This window comes from Nitrosophilus sp. (assembly GCF_982775275.1).
The window spans coordinates 1-2,439 of the sequence record NZ_CEXZHP010000218.1; the positions used below are offsets into that span (position 1 = coordinate 1).

The 2,439-nt window shown below is 36.9% G+C and carries 3 protein-coding genes and 1 pseudogene; all 4 read right to left on the reverse strand.

What is annotated here, in order from left to right:
* On the reverse strand, positions 1 to 529 hold a 529-nt coding region (locus AC30RD_RS08420), incomplete at its 3' end, for an NADH-quinone oxidoreductase subunit J (RefSeq protein WP_489494044.1).
* Between the two features lie 11 nt (positions 530 to 540).
* Positions 541 to 1,152, reverse strand: a complete 612-nt coding sequence (gene nuoI, locus AC30RD_RS08425; protein WP_489494045.1) for an NADH-quinone oxidoreductase subunit NuoI — start codon at positions 1,150 to 1,152, stop codon at positions 541 to 543.
* A 10-nt stretch (positions 1,153 to 1,162) separates the two neighbouring features.
* A complete protein-coding gene (nuoH, locus tag AC30RD_RS08430; protein WP_489494047.1) occupies positions 1,163 to 2,152 on the reverse strand; it encodes an NADH-quinone oxidoreductase subunit NuoH in 990 nt (329 codons plus the stop codon).
* Between the two features lie 3 nt (positions 2,153 to 2,155).
* Positions 2,156 to 2,439, reverse strand: a pseudogene (locus AC30RD_RS08435) (ferredoxin); the annotation flags it as partial.

Sequence of the window (2,439 nt, forward strand, 5' to 3'; positions counted from 1 at the left end):
CTTCATCTTCTTTTAATGTTAAACTCTCATCCATCTGTTTACTTGCCAACACTATGCCTGCAATCATTGCAACTAATAGCATTACAGCGGCAACTTCAAAAGGCACTAAATATTTTGTAAATAGCACTATACCTACAGCTTCTGCGTTGCCTATATCTTCTTTAACCGGATATAATGCTTGAACCTTATCAGAAATTATCGGAGCAACAAATATGATTACAAGTAAAAGCGCGCTAAGACCGCTAAATAAAAAGACTATTTTGTTGCTCGTATTTTTTTCCTTAACATCTTTTAGCGTATCAAAGAACATCATACCAAAGGCATACAGAGCCATAACCGCCCCTGTATATACAATAATTTGAACAACACCTAAAAAATCTGCGTCAAGCAAAAAGAAAAAACCTGATATAAATATCATCCCTGCGGCTAACGCGCTCATTGAATAAAGTGCGTTTTTACTCATAACGGTGATTGTGAACATCCCAATCGTCAAAGCCGCAAATAGATAAAATGCAATAGCTTCAAACATATTTATCCTTTTTAGTATGCTAATGGTGTTTTTTTGATAAGTTTATCCGCATGTGGCGTCGGAGCGCCAAAACCTTCAAACTCTTTTTGCTCTTTAAGCTTATCAATAGGTGTTAACATATCCTCTTTTAGGGCAAAATGTGCTCTTTGATCACTTGCGTTTTCATAATCTGGTCCATGAACTATCGCGAGTTCCGGACAAACTTCGGCACAATAACCGCAAAATATACATCTACCAAAATTTATAGTATACTCGGTTGGTACTTTTCTTCCGTTTTCGTCGATTTTAGTATCAATTCTTATACAATTTGCTATACATATCTTCTCGCATAGGCCACATCCTATGCATCTTTCATTTCCGCTTTCAAGAAGTCTAAGAAGCTTATGTATCGCTCTATATCTAGGACCTATAGGCAATTTTTCTTTAGGATATTGAATAGTATGTATATTAAATCTCACCATCTCCGTAAAGACTATTTTTAAACCTACGAAAAGCTCGGTTTTAAAAGTTCTTTTTACCACTCTTTTAAACTTCTCCCACGGAGTCTTTGGATACTCTTCTATCTGAATAATTTTATAGTTTTGAGATCCTACATATCTATCTTTAAACTGCTCTAAACTCATACTATCCCCCTCATATCATTAACACGATGCCGGTTATTACCACGTTAATAACCGCAATCGGCATTAAAACTTTCCAGCATAGCCACATTAACTGATCCGGTCTGATATGAGGCCAAGCCGCTCTCGTCCATAAAAATAGAAAAATAAAGAAAAATACTTTTAGTAAGATAGCTATCGCGCCCGGTATAAATCCCCAGTCATTGAAACCGCCAAGAAAGATTAAACTAACTAAAAAAGCGACGGTAAACATATTTGCGTATTCGCCAATAAAAAACATTCCCCATCTCATACCAGAATATTCTGTCGCATAACCTGACACAACTTCGGCTTCATGCTCCAATAGATCAAAAGGTGTTCTGTTAGTTTCAGCATAACCGGCAATCAAAAATAGCAAAAATGCTACGGGCTGACTCCATATAAGCCAATTTTGCATACCACCCGCTTGATAATTATTTATATCTATTAAAGATAAAGATCCCACTAACATTAAAGGCGCCAAAACCGAAAGTCCCGTTACAACTTCAAAACTTAAAAGCTGTATGACCGTTCTTGCCGCACCTATCAAAGACCATTTATTACCTGATGCCATACCTGCAAGAAGAGGTCCATACATTCCAACGGCCATAACACCCAATACATATAAAAGCCCAACATTTATATCTGATATTATAGGTCTAACAGTATATCCCCCTACCGTAAACTCAGGAAACATCGGAATAGCCGCCATTGCCATAAATGCGGTTGCGGCGGTTATAACGGGAGCTATCATAAATATTGGCCTTACGGCGTTTTGAGGTATAAAATCCTCTTTTGTAAAAAGCTTGATACCGTCAGCCAATACCTGTAAAATGCCGTAAGGACCTACATGCATAGGTCCAAGTCTTCTTTGCATAAAGGCAAGAACTTTTCTCTCTATATATGTTGCAAAACCAGCCAATGCTGAAAAAAGACCAAGAACTATCAAAATTTTTATAATCGTCTCTATTATAAAAGCACCCATAGTCTACACCTTTTGTAAATTTACTTGAGCAAATCTATATCCATTGCCAAAAACGGCACCAGTATCAATATTTTTATCAAAGGTTGGAATATAGGCATAACTACCTATCTTATCATCAAGTTTTACCTCTAAGGTTATAGTATTGTTTTTGAGTTGAATTTTTACTTTATCTCCCTCATTTAATCCAAATTCTTTTAAAAATGTTTCGCTTGCATACAATCCGCCGCTCTCTTTTAGCTGATGGGCTTTGGCAGTGAAGGGGCTAAACTGAAGAACAGGCTCGCATC